Origin of the sequence: Mycolicibacter sinensis, assembly GCF_001667945.1 — a bacterium.
Lineage (GTDB): Bacteria > Actinomycetota > Actinomycetes > Mycobacteriales > Mycobacteriaceae > Mycobacterium > Mycobacterium sinense_B.
Genome location: NZ_LZJK01000034.1, coordinates 38,787 through 63,973 on the forward strand (window position 1 = coordinate 38,787; position 25,187 = coordinate 63,973).

24 protein-coding genes are annotated in these 25,187 nt (G+C 68.7%); 13 read left to right on the plus strand and 11 right to left on the minus strand.

The genetic code is table 11. The annotated features are described in order from the left end of the window. Positions 1–122 precede the first annotated feature (122 nt). Together arsB and A5694_RS03710 are read right to left on the minus strand one after the other, a co-directional pair. Positions 123–1,205, minus strand: coding sequence for an ACR3 family arsenite efflux transporter (gene arsB / locus A5694_RS03705; RefSeq protein ID WP_064920501.1), 1,083 nt, complete (start codon positions 1,203–1,205; stop codon positions 123–125). 30 nt (positions 1,206–1,235) lie between these two features. After that, positions 1,236–1,706: an ArsI/CadI family heavy metal resistance metalloenzyme gene (locus tag A5694_RS03710; protein WP_064920502.1), complete on the minus strand. Its 471-nt coding sequence runs from the start codon at positions 1,704–1,706 to the stop codon at positions 1,236–1,238. 100 nt (positions 1,707–1,806) lie between these two features. Between A5694_RS03710 and A5694_RS03715 the strand changes: the two genes are divergently transcribed. After that, positions 1,807–2,166 carry an Rv2640c family ArsR-like transcriptional regulator gene (locus A5694_RS03715; RefSeq protein WP_064920503.1) on the plus strand — a complete coding sequence of 120 codons (360 nt, stop codon included), beginning with the start codon at positions 1,807–1,809 and terminating at the stop codon, positions 2,164–2,166. Between the two features lie 152 nt (positions 2,167–2,318). On the opposite strand, the gene A5694_RS03720 is transcribed toward A5694_RS03715, so the two are convergent. Then, the gene (locus tag A5694_RS03720; RefSeq protein ID WP_064920504.1) at positions 2,319–2,912 is read right to left on the minus strand and encodes a TetR/AcrR family transcriptional regulator; all 594 of its coding nucleotides are present in this window, start codon (positions 2,910–2,912) and stop codon (positions 2,319–2,321) included. An 84-nt stretch (positions 2,913–2,996) separates the two neighbouring features. Between A5694_RS03720 and A5694_RS03725 the strand changes: the two genes are divergently transcribed. Together A5694_RS03725 and A5694_RS03730 are read left to right on the plus strand one after the other, a co-directional pair. Further along, complete coding sequence (locus tag A5694_RS03725; protein ID WP_064920505.1) at positions 2,997–4,760, plus strand: N-acyl-D-amino-acid deacylase family protein; 1,764 nt, start codon at positions 2,997–2,999, stop codon at positions 4,758–4,760. A gap of 27 nt (positions 4,761–4,787) precedes the next feature. Next, a complete protein-coding gene (locus A5694_RS03730; RefSeq protein ID WP_064920506.1) occupies positions 4,788–5,291 on the plus strand; it encodes an SRPBCC family protein in 504 nt (167 codons plus the stop codon). A gap of 81 nt (positions 5,292–5,372) precedes the next feature. On the opposite strand, the gene A5694_RS03735 is transcribed toward A5694_RS03730, so the two are convergent. Then, on the minus strand, positions 5,373–6,599 hold the full coding sequence (locus A5694_RS03735) for a cytochrome P450 (RefSeq protein ID WP_064920507.1): 1,227 nt from the start codon (positions 6,597–6,599) through the stop codon (positions 5,373–5,375). A 50-nt stretch (positions 6,600–6,649) separates the two neighbouring features. Here A5694_RS03735 and A5694_RS03740 point away from each other — a divergent pair, with 50 nt between their 5' ends. Further along, positions 6,650–7,594, plus strand: coding sequence for an oxidoreductase (locus A5694_RS03740; protein ID WP_064920508.1), 945 nt, complete (start codon positions 6,650–6,652; stop codon positions 7,592–7,594). Here the strand turns inward: A5694_RS03740 and A5694_RS03745 are convergent. Next, on the minus strand, positions 7,554–8,183 hold the full coding sequence (locus A5694_RS03745; RefSeq protein ID WP_064920509.1) for a TetR/AcrR family transcriptional regulator: 630 nt from the start codon (positions 8,181–8,183) through the stop codon (positions 7,554–7,556). The genes A5694_RS03740 and A5694_RS03745 overlap by 41 nt on opposite strands. Before the next feature lie 246 nt (positions 8,184–8,429). Here A5694_RS03745 and A5694_RS03750 point away from each other — a divergent pair, with 246 nt between their 5' ends. Genes A5694_RS03750 through A5694_RS03760 form a run of 3 tightly spaced genes read left to right on the plus strand, consistent with a single transcriptional unit; the run spans position 8,430 to position 11,397 of the window. After that, on the plus strand, positions 8,430–9,887 hold the full coding sequence (locus A5694_RS03750; protein ID WP_064920510.1) for an aldehyde dehydrogenase family protein: 1,458 nt from the start codon (positions 8,430–8,432) through the stop codon (positions 9,885–9,887). An 18-nt stretch (positions 9,888–9,905) separates the two neighbouring features. Continuing rightward, complete coding sequence (locus A5694_RS03755) at positions 9,906–10,748, plus strand: LLM class flavin-dependent oxidoreductase (protein WP_064920511.1); 843 nt, start codon at positions 9,906–9,908, stop codon at positions 10,746–10,748. 28 nt (positions 10,749–10,776) lie between these two features. Continuing rightward, positions 10,777–11,397 carry a hypothetical protein gene (locus A5694_RS03760; RefSeq protein ID WP_064920512.1) on the plus strand — a complete coding sequence of 207 codons (621 nt, stop codon included), beginning with the start codon at positions 10,777–10,779 and terminating at the stop codon, positions 11,395–11,397. A gap of 2 nt (positions 11,398–11,399) precedes the next feature. On the opposite strand, the gene A5694_RS03765 is transcribed toward A5694_RS03760, so the two are convergent. The 4 genes from A5694_RS03765 to A5694_RS03780 form a co-directional block, all read right to left on the minus strand. Continuing rightward, a complete protein-coding gene (locus A5694_RS03765; RefSeq protein ID WP_064920513.1) occupies positions 11,400–12,071 on the minus strand; it encodes a maleylpyruvate isomerase family mycothiol-dependent enzyme in 672 nt (223 codons plus the stop codon). Continuing rightward, positions 12,064–13,476 (minus strand): FAD-dependent oxidoreductase, encoded by a 1,413-nt coding sequence (locus A5694_RS03770; protein WP_082952489.1) that lies wholly within the window; start codon positions 13,474–13,476, stop codon positions 12,064–12,066. Before A5694_RS03770 ends, A5694_RS03765 begins: the two co-directional genes overlap by 8 nt. Positions 13,477–13,560: 84 nt before the next feature. Continuing rightward, positions 13,561–16,506 carry an RND family transporter gene (locus tag A5694_RS03775; RefSeq protein WP_082952490.1) on the minus strand — a complete coding sequence of 982 codons (2,946 nt, stop codon included), beginning with the start codon at positions 16,504–16,506 and terminating at the stop codon, positions 13,561–13,563. Then, complete coding sequence (locus A5694_RS03780) at positions 16,503–16,940, minus strand: MmpS family transport accessory protein (protein ID WP_082952491.1); 438 nt, start codon at positions 16,938–16,940, stop codon at positions 16,503–16,505. The genes A5694_RS03775 and A5694_RS03780 overlap by 4 nt, the downstream gene beginning before the upstream one ends. A gap of 123 nt (positions 16,941–17,063) precedes the next feature. Here A5694_RS03780 and A5694_RS03785 point away from each other — a divergent pair, with 123 nt between their 5' ends. The 4 genes from A5694_RS03785 (at position 17,064) to A5694_RS03800 (ending at position 20,885) form a co-directional block, all read left to right on the plus strand. Beyond that, positions 17,064–17,792 (plus strand): TetR/AcrR family transcriptional regulator, encoded by a 729-nt coding sequence (locus tag A5694_RS03785; RefSeq protein WP_234786531.1) that lies wholly within the window; start codon positions 17,064–17,066, stop codon positions 17,790–17,792. 194 nt (positions 17,793–17,986) lie between these two features. Beyond that, the gene (locus tag A5694_RS03790) at positions 17,987–19,264 is read left to right on the plus strand and encodes a PPE family protein (RefSeq protein ID WP_064920516.1); all 1,278 of its coding nucleotides are present in this window, start codon (positions 17,987–17,989) and stop codon (positions 19,262–19,264) included. Continuing rightward, the gene (locus A5694_RS03795) at positions 19,261–20,535 is read left to right on the plus strand and encodes a PPE family protein (protein ID WP_064920517.1); all 1,275 of its coding nucleotides are present in this window, start codon (positions 19,261–19,263) and stop codon (positions 20,533–20,535) included. Before A5694_RS03790 ends, A5694_RS03795 begins: the two co-directional genes overlap by 4 nt. Then, positions 20,532–20,885, plus strand: coding sequence for a DUF732 domain-containing protein (locus tag A5694_RS03800; RefSeq protein ID WP_064920518.1), 354 nt, complete (start codon positions 20,532–20,534; stop codon positions 20,883–20,885). Before A5694_RS03795 ends, A5694_RS03800 begins: the two co-directional genes overlap by 4 nt. A gap of 47 nt (positions 20,886–20,932) precedes the next feature. On the opposite strand, the gene A5694_RS03805 is transcribed toward A5694_RS03800, so the two are convergent. Further along, on the minus strand, positions 20,933–21,382 hold the full coding sequence (locus A5694_RS03805; RefSeq protein ID WP_064920519.1) for a hypothetical protein: 450 nt from the start codon (positions 21,380–21,382) through the stop codon (positions 20,933–20,935). A gap of 29 nt (positions 21,383–21,411) precedes the next feature. Then, positions 21,412–22,053, minus strand: coding sequence for a class I SAM-dependent methyltransferase (locus tag A5694_RS03810; protein WP_064920520.1), 642 nt, complete (start codon positions 22,051–22,053; stop codon positions 21,412–21,414). 40 nt (positions 22,054–22,093) lie between these two features. Here A5694_RS03810 and A5694_RS03815 point away from each other — a divergent pair, with 40 nt between their 5' ends. Together A5694_RS03815 and A5694_RS03820 are read left to right on the plus strand one after the other, a co-directional pair. Next, complete coding sequence (locus tag A5694_RS03815; RefSeq protein WP_064920521.1) at positions 22,094–22,888, plus strand: rhomboid family intramembrane serine protease; 795 nt, start codon at positions 22,094–22,096, stop codon at positions 22,886–22,888. A gap of 146 nt (positions 22,889–23,034) precedes the next feature. Continuing rightward, positions 23,035–25,092, plus strand: a complete 2,058-nt coding sequence (locus tag A5694_RS03820; RefSeq protein WP_109535581.1) for an acyltransferase family protein — start codon at positions 23,035–23,037, stop codon at positions 25,090–25,092. Positions 25,093–25,187 lie beyond the last annotated feature (95 nt).

Here is a 25,187-nt window from a genome sequence, read left to right on the forward strand (position 1 = left end):
CTGGCTCCGCACCGCGCCGAGGCGAGCTTGTCGCCGGGTTCAGTGTTGTCGGGACGATTGCCACCGACGCACAGCCCACCGGGTTCCGCGTTCGCCGGCGGCGTCGACCGGGGGACGGTGCATCAGATCGTCACGGTGGTGCCGGGTCGTGCGAAGCGGGAGCGCAACGCTAACGAGGCATAGACCAGGGCCACCAGGACGGGGACTTCGATCAAGGGCCCGACGACGCCGGCAAGGGCTTGCCCGCTGGTGGCGCCCCACGTGGCGATTGCCACCGCGATGGCCAGTTCGAAGTTGTTGCCGGCGGCGGTGAACGCCAGCGTGGTTGTGCGTCCGTACCCGAGGCCCAGCGTGGCGCCCAGCAGGTAGCCGCCGCCCCACATGATCGCGAAGTAGGTCAACAGGGGGATGGCGATCCGCACTACGTCAAGGGGCTGGCGCGTGATCTGGTCGCCTTGCAGCGCAAAGAGAATCACGATCGTGAACAGCAGCCCGTAAAGCGCCCACGGGCCGATACGCGGCAAAAACCGCACCTCATACCAGTCCCGGCCCTTGCTGCGTTCCGCCACGCGGCGAGACAGGTAGCCGGCGGCCAGCGGGATGCCGAGGAAGATCACCACCGATTTCGCGATCTGCCACGGGGAGACGTCGATGCTGGCTTGTGGCAACCCCAGCCAGCCGGGCAACACCGCCAAATAGAACCAGCCCAGCACCGCAAACATGACGACTTGAAAGATCGCGTTCAGCGCTACGAGCACGGCGGCGGCTTCGCGGTCCCCATGGGCCAGGTCGTTCCAGATGACGACCATGGCGATGCAACGGGCCAACCCGACGACGATGAGACCGGTGCGGTACTCGGGCAGATCCGCCAGCAACAGCCAAGCCAGCGCGAACATCAGCGCCGGGCCCAGGACCCAGTTGAGCACCAGCGAGCTGGTCAGCAGTCGCCGGTCCGCGGCGACGGTGCCGAGGCGGTCATAGCGAACCTTGGCCAGCACCGGATACATCATGATCAGCAGCCCGGCAGCGATCGGAAGCGAGATCCCGTCGATTTGAACCGCACTCACCGCGCCGCCCAGCCCGGGGATGCTGCGTCCCAGAACCAGCCCGGCGGCCATCGCCAGCCCGATCCAGATCGGCAGCAGCCGGTCCAGGGTGGAAAGCCGTGTCGCCACCGGGTGTATCGCCGTTGCGTTGTCAGTCATCGCTCACCGCCTGTGGGCTCGGCACTGCGATCAGCAGCAACGGGCCGGCGCGGCCGCGGACTCATCGGATCCCGCGGAGCTGTGCGAGCATGCGTGCTGATCGCCGTCGAGCTGTTGTGGGCCGGCGCCGAAGCTGTCGCTGTCGGCAAGTTTGGTGTAGACCTCCCAGCGTTCCCCGCCGGGGCCGGTCACCCAGACTTTGTCCTGGGTGGCGAAGCAACAGGTGGTGCCGCTCTCCTGTTCGGTGCACATACCCGCTTCCGACAGCCGAGCGATCTCGGCTCGCACGACATCGCTCGAGGCCACTTCGACGCCGAGATGGTTCAGGGTGCCGCCCTGGCCCGGGTTCTCCAGCAGTACCAGCTTCAGCGGCGGGTCGGCAATCGCGAAGTTGGCATAACCGGGCTTGACCTTGGCCGGCTCGGCGTGGAACAGCCTGGAGTAGAACGCGATCGCGGCGTCGAGGTCATCGACATTGAGGGCGAGCTGAATGCGGGACATGGCAACCACCTCCGGCTGTAAGACGCATATCGGACTTGGAGACGTGGCCCAGCGTGCCACCTTTTCGACATATGTCAACAAAGTGTGGCAGAATGGCCGCATGCCCAAAGCATTGCCGGTGATCGACATGACCGCGCCGGTGTGTTGCGCACCGGTTGCCTCGGGACCGTTGAGTGACGCAGATGCGCTGCAGATTGCGTTGCGGCTCAAGGCATTAGCTGATCCGGTGCGCGTCAAAGTCATATCGCATCTGTTCAGTTCAGCCGCCGGTGAGGAGTCCTCCGGTGACTTGGCCGCGGTGCTGGGTCTGGGCGAGTCCACCGTCAGCCACCATCTGACGCAGCTGCGCAAAGCCGGACTGGTGATCTCGGAGCGGCGCGGGATGAACGTATTCCACCGCGTCCACCGGGAGGCATTGCAGGCGTTGTGCACTGCGATTGATCCCAACTGCTGCACTTAGCAGGTCCAGCGGCGTCGCACCTGCCCAGTTACGCACGCCCCGACCTCGCCCCCAGTGCTAGACGATACGCCGCCAGGCCGGCGGCGAAGATCGCCGGTTGTTTCGACCGGGCGAAGTGCCGCCGCGGCCGATGGGCCCCGGCTCGGGCCCGTTCACGGCCGGGCTCCGCTCAGCCCGGCGACGATGTGGTCGCAGACGAAGCGGCGCACGGCTCGGGGGCTGCCCAGATTCACCCGCATCGGCGGCAGCAGTTCGAAGCTGAACAGCATCCGCACGATCCATTCGCCGGCGCGGCCCGCATCGAGGGTGTCGTCGACTTCACCGCGGCGTTGCGCGGCGCGCACCAGTGGCATCCACAGCGCCACCGAGCGCTGCATCAGGTCGTCGCCGCCGTGTTCGAGTAGCAGGACCAGCACGCTCTGATTGATCGCCCGCGGTTCGGCAGCCGATCTCCGGCGATGCGCCGAAATCAGCACCGCGGCCGCCGCGACCTGCTCGGCCAGGGTGTCCAGCTCGTTGACCTCGGCGGCCATGGTTTCGATGAATGCCGCGGACAGATGGTCGAGTGCGGCGGCGATGGCGGTATCGCGGGTACCAAAGGCGTTGTGCACGGTGCCGCGCGACACGCCCGCCGTTTCGGCGACCGCGGTGAGGCTGAAGCGCCGGGGGCCGAGCTGGCGCAGGGTCTCGGTGGCAGCCTTCAGCAACGGCGCGGAAAGCGGTTTCGACGATTTCTCACCGGGCACTTGCACACATTATCGAGATGTGTACAAATTGATCAATGCCAGGCTCGGGCGCGCCCCGAGCACCACGACTTCAAGGAGACGGCTGTGTATGACCTCGCGATCACCGGTGGCACCGTCGTCGACGGAACGGGAGCCGACCGCTACCTGGCCGATGTGGGGGTCCGGGGCGGGCGCATCGTGGCGGTGCAGCGCCGCACCGGACCCGACGATCCGGGACTGGCGGGGCCGGCGGCCGAAACGATCGATGCCACTGGGAAAGTCGTCGCGCCGGGGTTCGTCGATATCCACACTCACTACGACGGGCAGGTCAGCTGGGACAGCCTCCTGGAGCCGTCCAGCGGCCACGGCGTGACCACGATCGTCAGCGGGAATTGCGGGGTCGGGTTCGCCCCGGTCCGGCCCGGCAGCGAGGAATGGCTGATCAAGCTGATGGAGGGCGTCGAGGACATTCCGGGCACCGCGCTGACCGAGGGCATCACCTGGGGCTGGGAGAGCTATCCCGAGTACCTTGATGTGCTCGACCGGCAGCACTTCGCTGTCGACGTCGGCAGCCAAGTCGCGCACGGGGCGGTCCGCGCCTACGCGATGGGCGAGCGGGGTGCCCGCAACGAGCCGGCGACGCCCGACGACATCGCGGCGATGAGCCGCCTGGTGCAGGAAGCCGTCGAGGCTGGGGCGCTGGGATTTTCGACGTCGCGCACCCTGGCACATCGGGCCATGGACGGCGAGCCGGTGCCGGGGACGTTCGCCGCCGAAGACGAACTGTTCGGCCTGGGCCGGGCCATGGCGGCCGGCGGGCAGGCGGTCTTCGAACTGGCCCCGCAGGGGGCGGCCGGGGAGGATATCGTCGCGCCGAAGAAGGAGCTGGAATGGATGCAGCGCCTCGGTGCCGAGATCGACCGGCCGGTGTCGTTCGCGCTGATCCAGGTCGACGCCGACCCCAATCTGTGGCGTGAGCAGTTGGATATCTCCGCGGCTGCCCACCAGGCGGGCAGCGCGCTGTACCCGCAGATCGCCGCCCGGCCGTTCGGCATGCTGCTCGGCTTCCCCGGGCATCACGCGTTCACCCACCGGCCGACCTACCGGCGGCTGAAGGCCGAATGCAGCCGCGCCGAACTCGCGCAACGGCTTGCCGAACCGGCGGTGAAGGCGGCGATCCTGTCCGAAGAGGACCTGCCGGTGGACCCCTCCGTGCAGTTCGACGCCATGTTCGCGTTGGTGCAACACTCGCTGCATCGCATCTACGACCTGGGTGACCCGCCGGACTACGAGCCCACCCCGGAGCGCTCGGTGGCGGCGATCGCCGCGGCGCGCGGCGAGGACCCGCTGGCGACGTTGTACGACGTGATGCTGCAGGCCGATGCCGGCGCCATGCTGATGCTGCCGTTCTTCAACTACGCCGACGGCAACCACGACGCGATCCGCGAGATGCTCACCCACCCCGCCTGCGTGCTGGGGCTCTCCGACGGCGGAGCGCACTGCGGAATGATCTGCGACGCCTCCTATCCCACCTACCTGCTCACCCACTGGGCCCGGGACCGGCATCGCGGCGACAAGCTGCCGCTGGAGTACCTGGTGCGCAAACAGTGCCGCGACACCGCGCAGCTGTTCGGCCTCACCGATCGCGGCGTCATCGAGGTCGGCAAGAAGGCCGACATCAACGTGATCGACATGGACGCGCTGACCCTGCTCCCGGCTCGGATGGCTTATGACCTGCCGGCCGGCGGGCGCCGCCTGCTGCAGGGGGCGAGCGGGTATGTTGCGACGATCGTCAGCGGTACCGTCACCCGGCGCAACGGCGTCGACACCGGTGCACGGCCGGGGCGTCTGGTGCGCGGAGCGCGCTAGCGGGAAAGGAATCAACAGTTGTCTCGGATGTATCCGTGTGAGCAGGTCGGCCTGGAATTTCTCCAGCGCGCGCCGCAGCGGTTCAGCAACAGCGTCGATCTGGCTGTGACGCCCGACGAGGTCTGGGAGGTCCTCACCGATGCCGAAGCCTGGCCGCACTGGGCGTCCGTCATCACCAACGTGACCTGGACCAGCCCCGAGCCGCACGGTGTCGGCACGACCCGAGTCGTCGACATGCGGGGCGGCATTGTCGGTGACGAGGAGTTCCTGGCCTGGGATCCGGGACGGCACATGGCCTTTCGCTTCAACGCGAGCTCGACCTCGGCGTTGGCGGTCTTCGTCGAGGACTACCGCATCGAAGCTACCGCGCAGGGCTGTCGGCTCACGTGGACCCTGGCCAACCGGCTGACCGGACCGGCGAAGCTGTTCTCCCCGGTGAGTGCACCGCTGATGAATCTGGCGTTTCGCCGCTTCCTGTCCAACCTGCGCCGCTACACCGACACGCGGTTCGTCACGGCCGGGCGCGGGTAATGCACTGGGCGCGAGTGTGCGCCGTTGTACGCCGGACCTCGGCGTGTCGCGTACAGGCACGCACGCTCGGCGTCTAACGCGTTAGCGCGGGTCGACGACGACCGGCATGTGCCGGACTCCGGTGTGCTTGTTGCTGCGGACGTATTCGATCGGCCCGGTCAAGCTCACCGCCCCAACCCGGTCCAACAGCACGTCGAAGATGACCCGCATCTCCATGCGGGCCAGCGTGGAACCGAGGCAGAAGTGCGCGCCGCGGCCGAACGTCAAATGCGGATTCGGGTTTCGGCCGATATCAAAGGTGTAGGGATCGGCGAACACGGTTTCGTCGCGGTTGGCCGAGGCCCACCACAGGCTCACCTTGTCACCGGCGCGGATCTGCCGGCCGTGCAGTTCGACGTCTCGGGTGGCGGTCCGCCGGTTGTACGGCGTCGACGACGCCCAGCGCAACAGTTCCTCGATGGCGACCGGTAGCAGCGCACGGTCCCGGCGCAACCGCTCCCACGCCTCGGGATGCTCGCTGAGCGCCGCCATCCCGATCGCGATCGAATTGCGCGTCGTCTCACTGCCCGCAGCCATGATCAAGCTCAGAAACATCTGCTGCTCGTTGTCGGTGAGCGGCTCGCCATCGATCACCGCGTGCGTCACCACCGACAGCAGGTCATCGGCGGGCTGGGCGCGTTTGCGCTCCAAGAGGTTCGCGCCGTAGGCGAACATCCGGGCCTGGGCCTGCACCATCCGGTCATTCACCTCGCCGATCTCACGATCCTGGTAGTCCAGCGTGACGTTGGCCCAGTTCATCAGCTCGTGTCGGTCTTCCTGCGGGACGCCCACCAGCTCCGCGACCGCCTGCAGCGGCAGCTCCGCGGCGACATCGACCAGGAAGTCGCATTCCCGCTTGGCCAGGGCGGCCTCGACGATCGCGACCGCACGCCGGCGCAGATCCTGCTCGATCCGGCGCAGGGCGCGCGGAGACATGCTGGGCATCAGGAGCTTTCGGAATTTCGCGTGCCGCGGATCGTCCATCATGTTCAACAGTGCACCGACCGCGAAACCCAGCGGCATGTCCTCTAAGGTGGTGCCGCCGCCGTCGCGCCCGCCACCGGTCTCCGAGGAGAAGGTCTGCTGATCGGTGGACGCGGCCACAATGTCCGCGTAGCGGCTGAGCACCCAGAATCCTTCACCGCCGGGGGAGTGCGCCGTCGCCGGATGGAACCAGACCGGGGATTCGCGGCGCAGCACGTCGAACACGTGGTGCGGGAATCCGGATGTGAAGCGGTCCAGGTCGGTGAGGTCGATGTCGTGGTGCATCAACGAGGACCATACACACAGGTGTTGGTGTCCCGTCTATAGTTCGGCGTGTGAGTGCGACGGACTGGACCTTGGAGCAGGGTTCGCCTCAGTATGGCCGGACCGCCGTTGTGACCGGCGCGAACACCGGCGTCGGTCTCGAAGTCGCCCGGGGACTGGCGACACTGGGGGCCACCGTGGTGCTGGCCTGCCGCAACGGCGATGCTGCGGCGGCGGCCCGCGACGACATTCTGCGGACCGTTCCGGGCGCGCGAATCGACGTCGTTGGCCTGGATGTCGCTGACCTGGCCTCGGTGCGCGCCTGCGCGGAGGAGTTGCGGGCCGGCTACCCCGTCATCGACGTCCTGGTCAACAACGCCGGTGTCATGCACCAGAGCCGGCAGCTGACCGCCGATGGCTTCGAAGGCGACTTCGGGACGAATTTCCTTGGGCCGTTTGCCCTCACGGGGTTGCTGCTCGACCGCGTCCTGGCTTCACCGGCCGGGCGGATCGTCGCGGTGAACAGCAAGACCAGCCGGGGCGGCCGGATCGCATTCGACGATCTGCAGTTGGAGAAGTCGTTCACCCCGGCGGTGGCCTACACCCAGTCCAAGCTCGCCCAGCTGATGGCCGTGTTCGAACTGCAGCGTCGGCTAGAAGCGCTTGGCAGCACGGCGATTTCGTTGGCCGCACACCCCGGCGGAACCCGCACGGGAATCCTGCGCGAGCAACCCCGTTCGGTGCGTTGGGTGTTCAACCGCCGGTTCCGCCATCTGACGGGATGGTTCACCCAAGACCCCACCGGCGGTGCGCTGCCGATGCTGCGGGCAGCGACCGACCCCACCGCGACGGGCGGCCAGTTCTACGGCCCCGGAGGGCGTTTCGAGCAGATCGGGCCGCCGGTGCTGGTCCGCGCCGCCGGCCGGGCCCAGGACATCGAAGCCCAGCAGCGACTCTGGAAGATCGCCGAAGACCTCACCGGCGTGACCTACCCGATGACCCGCGAACCTTCGTAGCGCCGCGGGCGGCCGTCACCGCCGGCGCGATCCACCGGCGCAGCAGGCGCCGCAACTCGTCACCCGGGGCCGGCAGCGGCGCCAGGATGAACGACTGTAAGGTGCGCAGCACCATCTCGATGATGTCGTCGATGGCTTGGTCATCGAACCCGGTCCAGTCGACATCGAGCCGCTCGAGCAGCGAATGCCCGAAGGTGCGGCCGGTATCGGTGGTTACCGTGACGGCAAAGGCACTGGGCTGCTGGGCGCGCAGCAGCAGGCCGACGTAGGGATCGTCGGGGAGCCGTTCCAAAGTCAGCGCGACACCTTCGGCGACCGCATCGCCGGGGTCGGTCATGCCGGCCAGTGCCGCGGCGAGTTGATCCAGGAAATCCCCGACGCCGTCGATCGCGGTGGCCGACAGCAGCTCCTCGGTACTGGGGAAGTACCGGTAGACGGTCTGGCGGGTTACGCCGAGGGTGCGGGCCACGTCGGCGATGCTGGTCTGCTCGCCGCGTTCGTCGATGGTGCGCCGGGTGGCGTCGAGAATCCGCGCCACCGCCTCCTCATCGCTGGCGGGCACATCGCCGCCCCAACCTCGGGTACGCATCAGAGCCTCCGTGCCCGGGGCCGACGTCGCTTCATAGCCGGAACGGTACCCACCGCGATCAGCCGGAAGCTGCACGGCAAAGGCGCACCGTTTCGGTGTCCTTACCCGGGAGTTGTCCTGACCAGCGCCAGCACATACCGCAGCGTTACAAACTGTGGATAAACTGTCTCACTGTTGACCCGGCCGCCCGCCGGATGCTAAGCAGATGCACAGCACCTCCGCTGTCGTCGTTAGAAGGGTCCCGCCATGGCACTGCAGTCGGTAATCGATGATCTGGCGAAGCGCCCCGGCACCGGCGAGGTGATCCCGGTGATCGACCCGGCCACCGAGGAGCAGATCACCGAGTTCCGCGACGCCGGCCCCGAAGCCGTCGACGCCGCCGTCGCCCGCGCCAAGGCCGCCTACCAGTCCGGTGTGTGGACCGACATCCCGGCCCGCCAGCGCGCCAAGGTGCTGTGGCGCCTCGGCGACCTGATCGACGAGCATGCCAAGGAATTCGCCGAGCTGGAATCCCTGGACGCCGGGATGCCGCCGGCTCAGGCCGAGATGATCGTCTCCACCTGCGCGGAGTTCTTCCGCTACTACGCCGGCTGGTGCACCAAGCTCAATGGCACCAGCTACCAGGTGCAGATGGAGGGCGGGGTCAACAGCACCCACGCCAACTTCCACGCCTACACCCACAAGGAGCCCTACGGGGTCGTCGGCCTGATCTACCCGTGGAACGGTCCGCTGTTCAACGCCTGCGCCAAGGTCGCCCCGGCGCTGGCGGCGGGCTGCTCGAGCGTCGTCAAACCGGCCGAGGAGACGCCGCTGTCAGCGGTGCTGCTGGAGAATCTGATCACGCAAGCCGGTGTGCCCGAGGGCGTTACCAACTTCGTGATCGGCTACGGCGCCACCGCTGGCGCGGCGATCACCGCCCACCCCGACGTGGAGAAGGTCGCCTTCACCGGCTCGACCGAGGTCGGCAAGCAGATCATGCGCAACGCCGCGGACCACCTGAACAAGGTCACCCTCGAGCTGGGCGGCAAGTCTCCGGTGCTGATCTACTCCGACGCCGACTTGGACATGGCGATCATGATGGCCTCGATGGGCATCTTCGTGCACTCCGGGCAGGGCTGCGTGTGCGGCTCGCGGGTCTTCGTGCAGCGCAGCGTCTACGAGCGCGTGGTGGCCGGCATCGCGATGATCGGCGACAACCTGGTGCTCGGTGGGCCCCAGGACGAGGGTGCCATGATCAGCCCGCTGGTCAGCCAGAAGCAGCTCGACCGCGTCATGGGCTACATCGAGCAGGGCCGCCAAGACGGCGTCGAGATCGTCAGCGGCGGTTACCGGTTGGACCGCAAGGGTTACTTCATCAAACCCACTGTGGTCACCGGCGTTGACCCGGCCACCAGCCGCCTGTACAAGGAGGAGATCTTCGGCCCCGTCGTCACGATCCTGCCGTTCGACGACGACGACGAGGCCGTCGCGATGGCCAACGACACCAGCTACGGGCTGGCCGCCACCGCCTGGACCACCAACCTGGCCCGCGCGCACAACCTGGGCAAGCGGCTCAACGCCGGCATGGTGGGACTGAACTGTCAGCTGACGTTCGACCACAACGTGCCCTTCGGCGGCTACAAACAGTCCGGCATCGGCAAGGAGTTCGGCTACGAGGGCATCGAGGCCTACCTGAAGACCAAGTCGATCTGGGCGGCGCTGTAGAGCCGGCGGGGGCTCGTAATGATCGAGTGGTTCCTGTTCCTGCCACAGAGCAGGCTGGGCATCGACGACATCGTGACGCGGGCACGCACCGCCGAAGCCAGTGGCTTTCACGGGGTGGCGTTCATCGACCACCTGGAAACGCCGATGGCCCCCGACGCCCCGATCTGGGAGGCGATGACGATTGCCACCTGGGTCGCCGCGCACACGCAGCGGCTGCGGATCGGCCATCTGGTGCTCTGCGACGCCTTTCGGCATCCGGCGGTGCTGGCCAAGCAGGCGGTGACGCTGGCCGAAGCCTCCGGAGGACGTTTCGAGCTGGGGCTGGGGTCCGGGTCGATGCCCGACGAGCTGGCCCGGTTCGGGCTCGGTGCGCCCACCGCCGGCCAGCGGGTCAGCGCCCTGGAACAGACCGTGACCGCCCTGCGGCGCTACTGGGCCGGCGGCGCCGACACCCAGCTGCCGGCACCGAGCAATCCGATCCCGCTGCTGCTGGCCGGCCGGGGACCGCGGATGCTGGAACTGGTTGCCCGTCATGCTGATTGGTGGAATCTTCCGGCGACCCACGTCGATCAACTGCCGGACCTGTCGCCCAGGGTCGGCTCGGCGCGGGTGTCGGTGCAGCAGATGGTCGGCTTCATCGGGGACGGTGCCGATGCCGATGCGGTGACCGCTAAGGCGCGACGCCGCTTCAGTCAGCTCGGCCCGGGGCTGGTGTGTGGCCGCGCCGACGAACTGATCGACTACTTCACCGGCCTGCGCAGTCAAGGCGCGCAGCGGTTTTACGTGTGGTTCGCCGATTTCGCTGCGCCGGAGACGATTGCCGAATTCGGAAAGCGGGTAATTTCGGCACTGGGGGAATGACCGCGTCGCTCAGAAGAAGGGGTCACCCGTGACCGACTTTGCGAACAACGCCCTCTCCCGACGCTCCTTCGTGCGCGGCGCCGCCTGGTCGGTGCCCGCGGTGGCGATTGCGCTGGCTGCGCCGCGCGCCCGGGCGGCGCCGCCCGGCTCGCAGGACTGCGGTGATCCGACCGAGCTGATCGAGAACTGCGTGGTGCAGCTACCCGAAGAGTTCACCTCGACCAGCTTCAGCACCACCGCCGTCGCCGGCGGCACGAACTACTCCATTCTGTTCAGCACCAACATCCGGCCCGGGCCGTCGGTGCCCGCGGCCGCCACCGGCTACCGGATCAACAGCGACGGTCTGACCGGCACTAAACGTGACGGCGTGCCGTTCTCGATCACGCCACACATCGGTGAGCGGGGACCCCGGGTGCTCGGCGCACCGTCGGGGTCGTCGTTGGGTTTCGTCGTCGACGTACCGTGGACGGCCGGACAGTTGGTGCGCAACTTCGCCTACACCTTCGACGTCGTCTATCTCAACGGGCTGACCGAGATTCAGACCTGCTCGTATGTGACCGCGATGGCGCTGGCCGAGAACGGGATGATCGTCGGTGGCGTCGGCTCGGTGACGTTCTCCCCACCGCGGCTCACCTCCTGCGCCGGGTGAACTCAGCCGGTCGGCACCGGCTGGTCGTCGTCGCGTGGCCCGAACGCACCGAAACCGTCGACCACTGCACTGGGCGGTTCCGGTGACCAATCCCAGCCGGCGATCTGGCGACGCGAGCGCCGGCTGAACACGCCCCGCATCAGCTCGTAGCCGTCGGCGCGCAGCTGGGTCACGGATTCTCCTGAGCCGCTACGCCATTGCTGGCCCAGCTCGTCGATGATCACCAGTGTCGCGGTGTCACCCAACCGCCTGCCGGGAAAACGGGCCATCACCTCCAGTAACGGCTGCCAGTGCGCACGGTCGGTGCGCGGCAGGCCCAGCGCCTCGTGCAGGTCGGCTTCGTGGCAGATCGCATCGGCGGCCAGGTTCGGGCCGGTGTGCTGCTTGGGCAGGCTCGCTTCGACCGCCGGGGCCGCGCGTTCCCACTCGGCGAGCAACTCCTCGACCGGGTGATCGCGCCGTTCGGCGACGTGCCGCGCGGTCCAGGAATCGCCCGGTGCGCCGTCAAGCCGGCCGGCTAAGACATCGGCGGCACCACCGACCAGATGGGCCAGCACGTCGTGCACCGTCCAGCCGGGCGTGGCCGGAACCGGGGTACGTAGCTGGTGGTCGCCGAGGCCGGCAGCCAAATTCCCGATCCGGTCGCGAGCGGCGCGGTAGATCGCGTCAAGCATGGGAGCCTCCCGCAGTCGGTATCGGAGTCAGTGTGCCCAAACGCGTTCCAGTGGGTGCCGGGCGGGTGGTGTGCTGGGCGCCCGGCAGGTTCGCGCGCAGGATCCGCCACAGCAGCACCGGGTCGCGTAGCCGCGCGGGCGGGTCGACGAGGTTGCGGACCCGAAGGAAGCGTTCGGTGACCGCGATGTCGCGGGTGGCGGCGGTGGCCACCGCGGCGGCGAACCACCCGCGCAGTCGGTGGCGGATCGGGTGCGGGCGACCCGGCGATGAACCGTTAGCGGCGTTCGCGGCCCAGATCGGTGCGACCTGGCGGGCCGCCGCCCGAAAGAATCGCTGCGGCAGGTCTGAACCGCGTTCGCGCAGGCAGTCGCGCAGCGCGAGCGCCTCGAGCGCGGCCACCGTCATGCCCTGCCCGTAGATCGGATTGAGCCGGCACAGTGCATCGCCGATCACCACCACTCCGGCGGGGAAGCGCGGCATCCGGTCGTAGCGGTGCCACAGTGCCCCGGTGTCGCGCGAGACCGCGATGTCGCCCACCGGGGTGGCGTCGCGCAGTCCGGCCATGATGACCGGCGGAAGAAGTTGCTTGGCTGCAGCCAGCATGGCGGTGAAATCGGCTGGGGGAGCGCCGTAGTCGCCGTGGCGGGCGATGGCCAGCATCCAGGTGTCCTGCTCATAGGCCATCAGCAGCAGCATCGGGGCGGCCCGGCCTTGGTTGATGAAGACCATCTTGTCGGTGATCCGTCCGGGCGCAACCTGCAGCAACTGGCTGGAATAGCCCCAGGCCGGCCGGAGTCGCTGCTCGGGCACGCTGCCGAACCCGTGCTCGGTCACGAATTCGGCGGTGTGGGCAGCCCGCCCCGTCGCATCGATAAGGAGATCGGCGTGCAGAATCTGCGTCAGTCGGTTGCGCCGATTCCTGATCCGCACCCCGGTGACGACTCCACGCTCATGCACCGGCCCGAGCGCGTCGTGGTCGTCGAGAAACGCGACGTTGCCGAGTTTGTCGACGCGCTCTCGCACGTGAAACTCCACGAACGGCCTGCTGGCGCTGTAGACGGCCAGGGCCCGGGGGTCGGCGAGCCTGCCGGTCCGGTTCAGCTCGTGACGGCCGATGCGGGCATAGCGCCCGGACAGGTCGGCGTGGTCGATGACCACCGCGCCGGCGGCGGCGAGGTCATCGAGGATGCCCGGGAACAGCTCGCCGAGGACACCGGTCCCGCGGGACAGGAAGCTGTGCAAGTGCCGTCCGTGCGGTACTCCCTTGCGGTGGGACGGGTGATCGGGCAGCCGATCACGGTCTACCACCGTGACGGAGTCGTAGAACTCCGATGCCACCCGTGCCGCCAGTAGCCCGGCCATCCCGGCTCCCAGCACGACTGCCGACGCCCTCGATTCGCTCAACGTAAGCCCCTCTCCGCGACCAAGGGACCCACGATACACACAAATTAAGAAAAATAAGAGTATCTTGGCGTAACAGTAAGATTCTTAGCTCGCCGGGAGCGGGGCTGCGGGGCCGAACGTGAAGCTGCCTTCACCTTCGGCGCCGGGAGTGAAGGCAGCTTCACGTTCGGCGGGGGTGTCGGTCTCGGCGGGGGCGGTGGACGGCCGCCGGTGCACGTTGATCGGCCACCAGAACCACCGGCCGAGCAGTGCCGCGACCGACGGGGTGATCAGGCTGCGGACGATGAAGGTGTCGAACAGCAGGCCCAGCCCGATGGTGGTGCCGATCTGGCCGACCGAACGCAGGTCACTGGCGATCATCGCGATCATGGTGAACGCGAACACCATGCCCGCCGCCGTGACCACCTTGCCGGTAGCGCCCATCGCGCGGATCAGCCCGGTCTTCAAGCCCGCCTTGGACCCCGAGCCGATCTCCTCCTTCATCCGCGAGACCACCAGCAGGTTGTAGTCCGAGCCCACCGCCAGCAGCACGATCACGCTCATCGCGATCACCAGCCACTGCAGCTCGATGCCGAACACGTACTGCCACAACAGCACCGACAGTCCGAATGAGGAGGCCAGTGACAACACCACGGTGCCCACGATCACGATGGACGCGACCAGCGCCCGGGTGATCAGCAGCATCACCACGAAGATCAAGATGATCGCGGCGATGGCGGCGATGAGCAGGTCATAGTGTGCGCCGGTCTGGATGTCGGAGTAGGTGGCGGCGGTGCCGCCCAGGTAGAACTTCGCCTTGGCCAGCGGGGTGCCCTTGACGGCCTCCTTGGCGGCTGACAGTTCGGCGTCGACGTGCGCGATGCCGTCGACCGTCGCCGGATCGGTGTCGTGGGTGATCAGGATGCGGGCGGCCTGGCCGTCCGGTGACATCATCAGCTCCATCCCGCGCTGAAAGTCGGGGCTGTCGAAGGCTTCCGGTGGCAGGTAGAACATGTCGTCGTTTTTGGCGTCGTCGAAGACCTGTCCCATCACCGCGGCGGTGTCGGTCATCTGCTCGAGCTGGGTCACCACCTGGCCGAAGCTGCTGTGCATGGTCAGCATCAGGTCGCGCATGTTGGTCGCGATGGCGATCATCGGCGGGATCTGGTCGGCGATCGCCGGGGTGATCCCGTCGACCCGGTCCAGTTGATCGGCCAGCGCTTGGGTGTTCTCCGCCAGCTTGTCGAAGCCGTCGGTGGCGTCGAACATCGACCGGAACGCGTTACACACGCCGATGTTGAAACAGTGCGGCTCCCAATAGAAATAGTTGCGGAGCGGTCGGACCTCGTCGTCGAAGTCGGCGATATGGTCGCGGACTTCGGCCATAGTGCTCTGCATGTCGTGGGTGGCCTGGTCGGTGCCGTGGGTGGCGTCGGACAGCTGCACGGTCAGGCCGTGTAGCCGATCCAGCACCGCGACCATTGCGGAGAGTTGATCGGCCATGGTTTCGGTGTCGTCGAGGCGGGCGTGCAAGAACTGCAGATTCTCGCGCATCGTGACGCCCTGCGCGCTGATTTGGAACGGCACCGACCCGTGTTCCATCGGCGGGCCGAGCGGCCGGGTGATGGACTGCACCCGCTCGATGCCGGGAACCCGGAAGATGTTGCGGGCGATACGATCCAGCACCAGCATGTCGCGCGGGTTGCGCATGTCGTGATCGGACTCGACCATCAGCATGTCCGGGTTCATCCGCGCCGAGCTGAAGTGTTTCTCCGCTGCGGCGTAGCCGATATTCGACGGCACGTCAGCAGGGATGTAGTGCCGGTTGTCGTAGCTGGTCTTGTAACCCGGCAGCACCAGGACGCCCACGGCGGCAACGGCGCTGGCGGCGGCCAAGATCGGCAGTGGCCAGCGCACCACGGCCGTCCCCACCTTGCGCCAGCCGCCGGTCCGGGTGGCCCGCTTCGGGTCCAGCAGCCCGAATCGGCTGCTGACCGCGAGCACCGCCGGTGCGAAGGTCAGCCCCATCGCCAGGATGGTGAACATCCCCAGCGCGCACGGCACCGCCAAGGTGTTGAAGTAGTTGAGCCGGGTGAAGTGCAGGCACAGCATCGCACCGGCGATGGTCAACCCGGAACCCAGGATGACGTGGCTGACGCTGGATAGCGTTGTGCGTTGGGCGGTTTCGGGATCCTCGCCGGCGCTGCGGGCCTCGTGGTAGCGCCCGATCAGGAAGATCCAGTAGTCGGTTCCGGCCGCGATGGCCAGCGCGGTCAGGATGCTGACCACGAAGGTCGAGATCGCGAAGACGTGGGCGTTGCTCAGCACCGCGATCAGCCCACGGGCCACGCTCATCTCGGTGACGACCACCAGCAGCCCGATCAGCGTGGTCGCGATCGAGCGGTAGACCACCAGCAGCATCACCGCGATGACAGCCAGGGTTATCCCGGTCATCTTCACCATGGAAGCGTCGCCCGCCTCGTTGGTGTCGGCGACCAGGGCGGCCTGACCGGTGACGTAGGCGCGCAGGCCGACCGGGGGCGCGGAGTGCTCCACGATGTCGCGCACCGCGTCGACCGACTCGACGCCCTGGGCGGAGCCCTGGTTGCCCGCGAGGTGCACCTGCACGTAGGCGGCCCGGCCGTCCTCACTCTGCGACCCCGCCGAGGTGACCCGGTCGCCCCAGAAATCCTGCACGTGCTCGACGTGTGCGGTGTCGGCCTGCAGGCTCGCCACCAGCCGTTCGTAGTAGCGGTGGGCGTCGTCACGCAGTTCGGTGTCGCCTTCCAGCACGATCATCAGCACCGAATCGGAACTGAACTCGCCGAACTTCTCCCCGCTGTGTTTCATGGCGATCACCGACGGCGCATCCTGCGGCGAGAGTGAGACGGCGTTTTCGGCGCCGACGATCTCCAGCTGCGGTACCAGCAGGTTGGTCGCGGCGGCCGCGGCGAGCCAGAACAGGATGATCGGGACGGCCAGGACACGGATCAGCCGCGGAAACAGCGGCGGCTTGACCGCGGAGGACCCGGTGCTGTGCTGGCCGCTCATGCGGCCTTGACCACACAGAACGTCGCCGCGCTGTGGCCATCGGCCTGCTGCTCATCGCGGAGTTCGCCGTTGACGGTGATCCGGCAACCCAGCTCGTGGCTGTCGCCCTGGGCCATCACGTTGGCGAACACGCTCGGCTGCGTGGTGGTCAACGTCACCGACCACGGCAGGGAGTCAAACCTCGCCTCCTGGGCCTGTGCGCGTTGGTCGACGTAGCTGACCATCCCCGCGGTGCCCGCGGGGCCGTAGATCTCGTAGGTGACGTACTTCGGGACGGTGGACACGATCTCACCGCCCGCGCCGGCGGCGGTCGCCGACTGGCCGGCGCCGAAGACGCCGTGGAACCGGTAGATGACCAGCGCGCCCACGGCCGCGACCGGGACGATCACCAGCACGATCCACAGCCGCTGAAGGAGCTTAAGCAGTGCGCTCATGACCGCTAACCTTACGACCATAAGGAAACACATGTAAAGTTAGTTGTGGCGGCTCACACCAGCACTCTCGGGTGTTGTTCAGCACGCCGGCGCGGCATAGCTAACGGTCGTTAGGATGAAGGCGTGCCCAGTCCCACTCGGCGGCGTAATTTGCGAGGTCACGGCGGGTTGCTGCGCGAGGAGATCCTGGCAGCGGCCACCCGGGTGATCGACAGCGCCGACAGCGAAGGCGAGGTCTCGCTGCGGCGCATCGCCCGGGAGGCCGGCATCGCGGCGCCGTCGGTCTACGCCCACTTCGAAGACCGCGACCGGGTCCTCGAGGCCGTCGCCGAAGCGAGCTGGGTCCAGGTCTCCGAGGAGATCGCAGACCACGTGCAGGCGGCCACCGATCCCCGGGAGCGCCTGCTGATCGGCTGCCGAGTCTATGTGTCCTTCGCCCAACGCCATCCGTTGCGCTATGCCCTGATGACCCAGGACGGTCATGCGCCGCCGGCCGCGCGCCAGGCGCTCGCAGTGGTCACCCGCGGGCTGCTGGCCTGCCGGGGACAAGTGCCGGGTTCCCCGTGCGGCGGTTCCGGCGTCGGCTCTCCTTCGTCGGGCCTCGCTGAACCGCGGGGTTCGTCGTACGGCGGTTCCAGCGTCGGCTCTCCTTCGTCGAGCCTCGCTGAACCGCCGGAAGCCGGTTCGGATCCGGACTCCGACCGGATCGCCGCCGCGCTGTCGGTGGCATTGCACGGCGTGGCGATGCTGCACCGCAGTGACGCGCCGAATCTGTGGCTCAGTGACTTCAGCACCGACGAGGTGATCCGGACCCTGGTCGACGCCGCGACCTTGTTGCTGGCCCGCGCCTGAGCCCGTCACCGGCGCCGACGTGCGCCAACGGTGGCGGGGCCCGCCCCCGCGTCCGCTGCCCTATGTGATCGCTGCCACACGAATCGGCAGGATCGCTCACAGGTTCTTCCCGGCTACCTTCCAGCTGGTAACCGTAACTTCATCTCCTTGTTACATGTATGACCAAATAGCGCCAAACGCGGAGGCCGGATGACATGGAATTTGGAGCGATCCCGCCGGAGGTCCATTCCGGCCTGATGTACTCGGGCGCCGGGCCTGGACCGCTGTTGGCCGCCGCGGCCGCGTGGCAGGCGCTCGCTGGCGAGTTGCACACGGCGGCTGCGGCCTATCGATCGGTGATCGCCGACCTGGCCGGTATCTGGCACGGGCCGTCCGCGATGGCGATGGCCGCGGCCGCCACCCCGTATGCGGAATGGATCAGTGTCACCGCGTCTCGCGTCGAGCACGCCGCTGCCCAGGTCTCGTCGGCGGCCGCGGCATACGAGGCGGCATTCGCGGCACACGTTCCGCCGCCGGTGATCGAGGCCAACCGCAGTCTGTTGCTGACTCTGGTCGCGACCAACCTGCTGGGCCAGAACACCCCGGCGATCGCGGCCACCGAGGCCCTCTACGCGGAGATGTGGGCACAGGACGCCGCCGCCATGTACGGCTACGCGGGTTCCGCGGCGGCCGCCACGCAGCTCAGCGTGTTCGACCCGGCGCCGGAAGCCGCCGACCTGGCCTCTGATTCGACCCAGCTGGTCGCCGCGGCCGAGGCGGCCGGGGCCCGGACCGCCTCGGCCGCCCCGTCGAAGGTTTCGCAGCTGCTGTCGGCGGTGCCCAGAACACTGAGTGACCTCACCTCGTCCCCGGCGCAAGCCGCGCCATCACTCGGCGACGTGGGTTCGGGCCTCGGGGATCTCGCCAAGTTCCTGGGTGACCTCGCGGGGCCGTATTCGCCGCTTGGACATCTGGCAAACCTCGGCAGCGGGTGGTTGATCGCCGGGCAGCTGGTCGGCTTGGCCCAGAACCCGCCCGGGGTGGCCAGCCTGCTCAGCGGTCCGGCTCCGATCACCGGTGCCCTGGGGCCGCTGTCGGGTGGCTACATCTCCTCCCAGCTGCCACTCTCGGCGCTGGGCTCGGCGGGTAGTGCCACCGTGGCGGCCAGCACCGGACAGGCGGGTTTGGTCGGGTCGCTGTCGGTACCGGCGAGCTGGTCCACCGCGGCTCCGGCCGGCAAGGCACTGCCGGCGGTACTGTCGGGCAGCTCGGTCAGTTCCAGTGCCTCGGCGTTCGCCGTCGAGGGCTCATCGAGCGCGATGTTCAACGAAATGGCGCTGTCGAGCCTGGCCGGCCGCGCCGTCGGCGGCACCGCCGTGCAGTCCGTCGCGGGGGGCGCCGGCCGCGTGATCGACAAGGCGCCCGACACCGAGGCCCTGACCACGGCCACCATCCTGGTCATCCCGGTGCCCGAGGACGGAGGTGCGCCGTGATCGATTTCGCGCTGATACCGCCGGAGGTCACCTCCGGCCAGATGTACACCGGCCCGGGCGCCGAATCGCTGCTGGCCGCCGCCACCGCGTGGGAGGGGCTGGCCGCCGAGCTGCACTCGACGATGACCTCCTACCGGGCGGTGCTCACCAGCTTGACCGGCGAGGCGTGGGTCGGCACTTCGGCGGCGGCCATGATCGCCGCGGCGACGCCGTTCGTGGAGTGGATGTCGACCGCGGCAGCGCAGGCGACCCAAGCGGCGGTGCAGGCCGGTGCCGCGGCCAGCGCATTCGAGGTGGCGCTGGCCGCGGTGGTGCCGCCGCCGGTGATCGCGGCCAATCGCAGCCTGCGGGCAGCGTTGCTGGCGAGCAATACCTTCGGGCAGAACACCGCGGCAATCGCGGCCGCCGACGCGCAGTACGCGCAGATGTGGGCCCAGGACGCCGCGGCGATGTTCACCTATCAGGCCGCCGCGGCGGCCGCCACCCGGCTGACACCGTTCGCGCCGCCGCCACAGGCCGGCAACACCGGACCGGGTGCCGCCGCTGCCGGGGACGCCTCCGAGATCGCCGGGATCTATGAGGGGCTGTTCAGCACTCTCGGCGGGGTGATGAAGTTCGGCGGCCTCGGCAACTTCGTGCTGAGCGGGCCCAACTTCGGCATGGTCCAGTTCAAGACGTTCTACAAGCCACAGGCGGTGCTGCCGGAGATTCCCAAGTCCGCGCTGGGGGCTGGGCTGGGCGGGAAAGGGATAGCTGGGCTGGGCGGGAGCGGGATGAACGCCGGCATGACTCGCGCGGTGACGGCCGGTGTGGGCACCGCGCCGTCGGTCGGGGCACTGTCGGTGCCCCAGGGCTGGGCCACCGCCACCCCCGCCATCCGGCTGGCCGCGGCCTCGCTGCCGGCGGCCGGCGCCGCCGCGACACCGATGGCCGCGGCGACCGGCCTGCTCAACCCGGCCGCCCTGGGCGCGCTGACCGGCGGCGCGCTGGGCGCTCCCGGCTCGCAGCTGATCAACGGCGCCAACCTCCGCGGATCCGGCAAACCCGGCAAGGGCCAGGCCCCGGTGCAGCTCGACCGCGTCATCGCCCAGTTGCAGAAGCAGAAGGACGCCGTCCAGCACTGGCAGATCGACGAGGCCGGCCTGGATGACCTGCTCGAGGAACTGTCCAAGAAACCCGGCTTCCACGCGGTGCACCTGAAGAAGGCCGCCAAAGACAGCGGCGCCACCGGGGCCGCAGGCTCGGCCGCAGCGACGGTAGCGGGCCCGTGAAACTGCTACTGGCCCTGGCTGTTACGGCGGGACTCTGCCTTGCCGGTGCGGCTCCCGGGTACGCCGACCCCGAACGGGGCGCCCATCCCGATCCCGAAGACGCGGCCGGCGCTATCCACGACGCGGCCTTCCTGGAGTCATTGCGGGCCGCCGGGATCACCTACAGCAGCTCCGGTCAGGCCATCGAGGCTGCTCGCGCGGTCTGCGGCCTGGTCGACCGGGGCGAACCCGCCCTACAGGTGCTCTCCGACCTGAAGGACAACAATCCGGGTTTCACCACCGACGGTGCGGCGCAATTTGCCGCCATCGCAGCGCACACCTACTGCCCGCACCAGCTGATCAAGAAGTGACGGCCGCGTCCGACGAGCAGCAGCACCCGGCAGGACCTGTTCTCCAGTTAGCCGCCGCTGGGAGCGGGAGACGGGGCGGGCGGCCGGGGCTGGGGCACGAAGCCCTTCAGGACGTCGGGCAGGCCCACCGACTGCTGCGGTGCCGGAGCGCAGGTCGGCGGGCATTCGGTCAACTGCCAGGGCGCGCAGCGGTCGGTCCGGAACGCGGTGTCGCTGGGTTCGATCAGCACCACCTGCGCCTTCTTGGTCATCGCGCTGTCGACGATCTTGTCGCCGCTGACCCGGCGCCAATAGCAGGCATTCCCGTCGCGCGGCCCGTCGGAGCGGTAGGTCCCCGGGGCGATGTCCTTGCCGACGGTGAACGTGCCGTCGGTGTCGATCACCGACTTCGGCGCCGGTGGGGGAGTCGGCGTCGGTTCGGCCCCGGCGACCCCGCCGGCCGCCCAGGTCATCGCCAGCACGGCCGCCGCCGGCCCGGCCAACTTCTTCGGTCTCATACCAGGTGAGGGTACCGACCCGGAGGAGGCTACGGCTTGACGCCGACCGTCAGCAGGTCCGACACCAGCAGCGTCCAGGCCGGCCGCGCCACCCGGTGCTGGTCGGCGACGGTAAACCCGGCGTCGGTGAAGAGCGTGCGCATCTCGGTCGGCGTCGGCTGGTGTGCCGGACTCCACCGGCCGCCCAGCAACCGGCGCAGCGGAATGCGGCGGCGGGGGCTCAGCGCGGTGACCGCCGCCATCCCGCCCGGCGCCAGCACCCGATAGAACTCCCGTACCGCCGCCGGCTGGTCGAAGAAGTGAAACGCCGAGCTGGTCACGACCGCGTCGAGCGCCCCGTCATCGAACGGCAGGCGCTCGGCCGGACCGGTCAGCCACTGCACCCGCGTCGAGCGCGCCCGCGCCTCGTTGAGCATCCCGGTGGACATGTCCACGCCGTAGACGGCTTCGGGCCGCAATTCGCGTTCTATGCGGTCGGCGAGGATGCCGGTGCCGCAGGCGATGTCGGCGACGCGGGACGGTTGGTGCGTGCGCAGCGCGGCGACCAGCTCGTCCTGGGCCGGCCGATACACCCAGCGTTGCAGGTAGCGGGCATCGTAGGCGGGCGCAGCCCAGGTCCAGAACCGGGTGATCGCGTGGTTGAATCCTCTGCGCGGGATGGGAGCTGCCACGGCGTGAAATCTACCGCCGCGTCGATGAGAAGGTGTAACCATGACCGTCTGCTACCGGCACCCCGACCGGCCCACCGCGCTGCGCTGCACCCGATGTGAGCGCTACATCTGCGGCGACTGCATGCGTAGCGCCGCCGTCGGGCAGCACTGTGTGGACTGTGCCCAGCAGGACGCCGCGCCGCGCCGGTCCCGCCCGCTGGTCCGGGCCGCCTCTGGGACGCCGGTGATCAGCTACGGGCTGATCGCGCTGAACGTGCTGGCCTTCATCGGGCAGATGTCGTCTCACCAGCTGGACTCCGAGTTGGTGCTCTGGTCACCAGCGGTCGCCGAGGGGCAGCTCTACCGCCTGCTGACGTCGGCGTTCCTGCACTACGGCCCGATGCATCTGCTGCTGAACATGTGGGCGCTGTATGTGGTCGGCCCGTCGTTGGAGAGCATGCTCGGCCGGATACGGTTCAGTGCGCTGTACCTGCTCAGCGCGCTGGGCGGCTCGGTCGCGGTCTATCTGCTGGCGCCGCTGAACACCGCCACCGCCGGCGCCTCGGGCGCCATCTTCGGCTTGTTCGGCGCGACGTTGATTGTCGGTCGACGGCTGCGGATGGACGTGGGCTGGGTCGCCGCGGTGATCGGAATCAACCTGGTGTTCACCTTCACCATCCCGCGGATCAGCTGGCAGGGGCATGTCGGCGGGTTGCTCACCGGGTTGGTGGTCGCGCTGGCCTACGTGTATCCCCCGCAGCAGAGCCGGACTCGCATCCAGGCTTGGGCCAGTCTTGCGCTGCTGGCGCTGTTCGTTGCGCTGATCTGGTGGCGCACTGCCGAATTGGTCGCCTGACCTCAAGCGTGTCCTCCCGGTAGGACGCCTGCTTGCCCCCTAAGCTTTCGGTGGTCCACCAGCGAGAGGATCGACCAATCGGCGCCAACGGCGACCAGGATGAGATGAGTCGACCGGTCGGGAACCGGACTCGCCGGGCCACCACGATGCGCACCTCGGGCAAATCCCGCTGGGTTGCGCCGGCCCCGCGTGCCGCCCGGTTGACCACTGCACGCGCCGCGGACCGGATTCGGCGGGAGCGGCGACGGCCGGGCATTCACGCCCTCGACGGCCTGCGCGCGGTAGCCGTCGCGTTGGTGCTGGCCGATCACGGTGGCGTCCCCGGGGTGTCGGGTGGATTCATCGGCGTGGATCTGTTCTTCGTGCTGAGCGGATTCCTGATCACCTCGCTGCTGGTCGACGAGCTGCACCGGACCGGGCGAATCGACCTCAGAGGATTCTGGATCCGGCGCGGCCGACGGCTGCTGCCCGCCCTGGTGCTGATGGTGCTGACCGTCGCGATCGCCCACGAGCTGCTGCCGTCGGACGCGGTGGTGGGGCTACGAGAGGACGCGGTCGCGGCGTTTTTCTGGGTGGCCAACTGGCGATTCGTCGCCCAGCACACCGACTACTTCACCGAGGCGGGCACGCCGTCACCGCTGCAGCACACCTGGTCGCTGGGTGTCGAGGAGCAGTACTACTTCCTCTGGCCGCTGCTGCTCATCGCCGTTGCCCTGCTGTTGGCGTTTCGGGCCCGGCGCCACGGCCGCCTGGCCACCGTCGGCGGGGTGCGCCTGACGGTCTTTCTGCTGGCCAGCGCCGGCGCGGCAGTGTCGGCGACAGCGGCCGAGGTGCTGGCCTCTGACGCCACCCGCGACCGCGTCTACTTCGGCACCGACACCCGGGCGCAAGCGCTGCTGATCGGCGCCGCGGCCGCGGCGCTGCTGGTGGCGGACTGGCCCGCGCTGACGGCCGGCTGGTCGGTGGTCCGCACCCGCCGGGGCCGCTGGGTCGCCCGGCTGTTGCCGCTGGCCGGGCTGGCCGTGCTGGCGGTGGCCGCACACCGCGCCACCGGTAGCGCCGCGGAGTTCCAGGGCGGTCTGCTGACCACCGTCGCCGTCGCCGCGATCGCGGTGATCGCGCCGGTCGCGCTGCACCAGAGCGGGCTGGTGGCCCGCGCGTTGGCCTGGGCTCCGCTGGTCTGGCTGGGGACCATCTCCTACGGCGTGTACCTGTGGCACTGGCCGGTCTTTTTGGTGCTCACCGGCGAGCGCACCGGATGGTCGGGATGGACGCTGTTCGCCGCGCGGTGCGCCGTCACCTTGGTGGTGGCCGGGGTGTCCTGGTGGGCCATCGAGGAGCCGATCCGCCGCTGGCGGCCGGCGCAGGTCTCCCTGCTGCCGCTGGGTGCGGCGGTGAGCGCCACCGCGGTGGCGGTCACGGTGTTCGTGGTTCCGGTCGTCGAGCGGCCCACCGCCGAGACCGGCGTGATTCCCGACGTGGCCGCGGCCGCGGCGGTGTCCCCGTCGCCGCCGAGCCGCCAGCGTCCGGCGCCGGTGCGCCATGACCCCAACCGGCCGCGCACCGTTTCGGTGTTCGGTGACTCGATCGGGTGGACCGTGATGCACTATCTGCCGCCCACCCCCGGCTACCACTTCATTGACCACACCGTCGTCGGTTGCAGCATCGTGCGGGCCGGGCCCTACCGCTGGGCCGGCAAGACCATCGATCAGGGGTCCGAGTGCGACGGGTGGCCGGCGCGGTGGGCGCGGCAGGTCAAGGCCGACCAGCCCGACGTGGTGCTGCTGTTCGCCGGCCGCTGGGAGACCGTGGACCGCGTCAACGAGGGCCAGTGGACCCACATCGGTGACCCGACGTTTGACGCCTACCTGACCGCGGAGCTGCGGCACGCCCTCGACGTGCTGGAGTCCGCCGGCAGCCGCGTTGTGGTGACGACGGTGCCCTACAGCCGCTATGGCGAGCGGCCCGACGGCAGCCTGTGGCCGGAGGACGATCCGAAACGCGTCGACCGCTGGAACGCCCTGCTGCGCCGAGTGGTCGCCGGGCGTGAGGCCGTGACGGTGATGGATCTGAACAAGAAGCTGGGGCCGAACGGCACCTACACCGCGAAAATCGACGGGATCAAGGTGCGCAGCGACGGCATTCACCTCACGCCCGAAGGGGTGAAGTGGCTGCTGCCGTGGCTGGAGGAATCGATCAGCTGATGTGGCCGAGCACCGGCTCTGACCTGCATTGAGTGCAACGTCACAGCGGTCTCGAGGTGCCGGAATAAAATTAGTTTTGCTAACGTAGTTTTTAT

Bases quoted from the DNA above. Each gene is read 5' to 3' on its own strand.
- A5694_RS03755 (WP_064920511.1), top strand. From the start codon at position 9,906: ATGATCGAGTGGTTCCTGTTCCTGCCACAGAGCAGGCTGGGCATCGAC.
- A5694_RS03780 (WP_082952491.1), bottom strand. From the start codon at position 16,940: ATGAGCGCACTGCTTAAGCTCCTTCAGCGGCTGTGGATCGTGCTGGTG.
- A5694_RS03745 (WP_064920509.1), bottom strand. From the start codon at position 8,183: ATGCGTACCCGAGGTTGGGGCGGCGATGTGCCCGCCAGCGATGAGGAG.
- A5694_RS03790 (WP_064920516.1), top strand. From the start codon at position 17,987: ATGGAATTTGGAGCGATCCCGCCGGAGGTCCATTCCGGCCTGATGTAC.
- A5694_RS03765 (WP_064920513.1), bottom strand. From the start codon at position 12,071: ATGCTTGACGCGATCTACCGCGCCGCTCGCGACCGGATCGGGAATTTG.
- A5694_RS03820 (WP_109535581.1), top strand. From the start codon at position 23,035: ATGCGCACCTCGGGCAAATCCCGCTGGGTTGCGCCGGCCCCGCGTGCC.
- A5694_RS03805 (WP_064920519.1), bottom strand. From the start codon at position 21,382: ATGAGACCGAAGAAGTTGGCCGGGCCGGCGGCGGCCGTGCTGGCGATG.
- A5694_RS03750 (WP_064920510.1), top strand. From the start codon at position 8,430: ATGGCACTGCAGTCGGTAATCGATGATCTGGCGAAGCGCCCCGGCACC.
- arsB (WP_064920501.1), bottom strand. From the start codon at position 1,205: ATGACTGACAACGCAACGGCGATACACCCGGTGGCGACACGGCTTTCC.
- A5694_RS03775 (WP_082952490.1), bottom strand. From the start codon at position 16,506: ATGAGCGGCCAGCACAGCACCGGGTCCTCCGCGGTCAAGCCGCCGCTG.
- A5694_RS03815 (WP_064920521.1), top strand. From the start codon at position 22,094: ATGACCGTCTGCTACCGGCACCCCGACCGGCCCACCGCGCTGCGCTGC.
- A5694_RS03730 (WP_064920506.1), top strand. From the start codon at position 4,788: ATGTATCCGTGTGAGCAGGTCGGCCTGGAATTTCTCCAGCGCGCGCCG.
- A5694_RS03715 (WP_064920503.1), top strand. From the start codon at position 1,807: ATGCCCAAAGCATTGCCGGTGATCGACATGACCGCGCCGGTGTGTTGC.
- A5694_RS03735 (WP_064920507.1), bottom strand. From the start codon at position 6,599: ATGCACCACGACATCGACCTCACCGACCTGGACCGCTTCACATCCGGA.
- A5694_RS03710 (WP_064920502.1), bottom strand. From the start codon at position 1,706: ATGTCCCGCATTCAGCTCGCCCTCAATGTCGATGACCTCGACGCCGCG.